At 57.4% G+C, this 760-nt stretch carries 2 protein-coding genes; both read left to right on the forward strand.

All coding sequences use genetic code 11. The features are described from left to right. The coding region (locus AC1D1X_RS24850) for an NAD-dependent epimerase/dehydratase family protein (RefSeq protein ID WP_477699562.1) at window positions 1-443 on the forward strand (443 nt) is incomplete at its 5' end. Beyond that, on the forward strand, window positions 440-760 hold a 321-nt coding region (locus tag AC1D1X_RS24855; RefSeq protein ID WP_477699563.1), incomplete at its 3' end, for a CmcI family methyltransferase. The genes AC1D1X_RS24850 and AC1D1X_RS24855, both read left to right, overlap by 4 nt.

Raw genomic sequence — 760 nt, forward strand, 5'->3', positions numbered from 1 at the left:
CGCAGGCTTCGCCGGCCGTGCGGGTGGCAAGGCTATCCAATGTCTATGGCCCTGGGCAAGGTAAAGCTACATTCCTGGCGTCGGTGATCCGTGAACTGCGCGAGACCAATAGCGTCACGATCCATGAAAGTCCGACCTCCTGCAAAGATTACGTCGACATCGACGATGTCGTACCGTTGCTCGAAAATATCGCGATTAGCGGCCGGCAGCGCCTCTACAACGTAGCTAGCGGGCAATCCGTATGTCACGCCGAACTGGCACGCGAGCTGGCGGCGCTGACGGGCGCACATATCTCCTTCGCACCAGGCGCGCCCGAGCGCATTTTCCCGACCGTCGACATAGCGGCGGTAACTACCGAGTTCCACTACCTGCCCATGAAGCTGAAAGATCGGCTCTCAGGCTTGTTGTCCACCTATCCCATCCAACACGGAGTACCACTGTGAGCGCCACACCCAACGATCCAATCGCGGCTTTCGAAGCTGAGAAATTCAGCACCATCGCCAGCTATCCCGCCAACAAATCATGGCAATCACTGTCGTCGCAATGGATGGCGGAAGCTTTCCGCGGCCGCTATATGTATAACTTTTCATGGCAGGGCCGACCCATTATCCAGACCCCGGTCGATATGGTCGCGACGCAAGAACTGATCTGGCAGGTCAAGCCGGATCTGATTATCGAAACAGGCATCGCGCATGGCGGCTCATTGCTCATGAGCGCCGCAATGCTGGCGTTGATTGATTACTGCGAAGCCGTCGAAAGC

The organism is Polaromonas sp. P1_G4 (genome assembly GCF_056405475.1).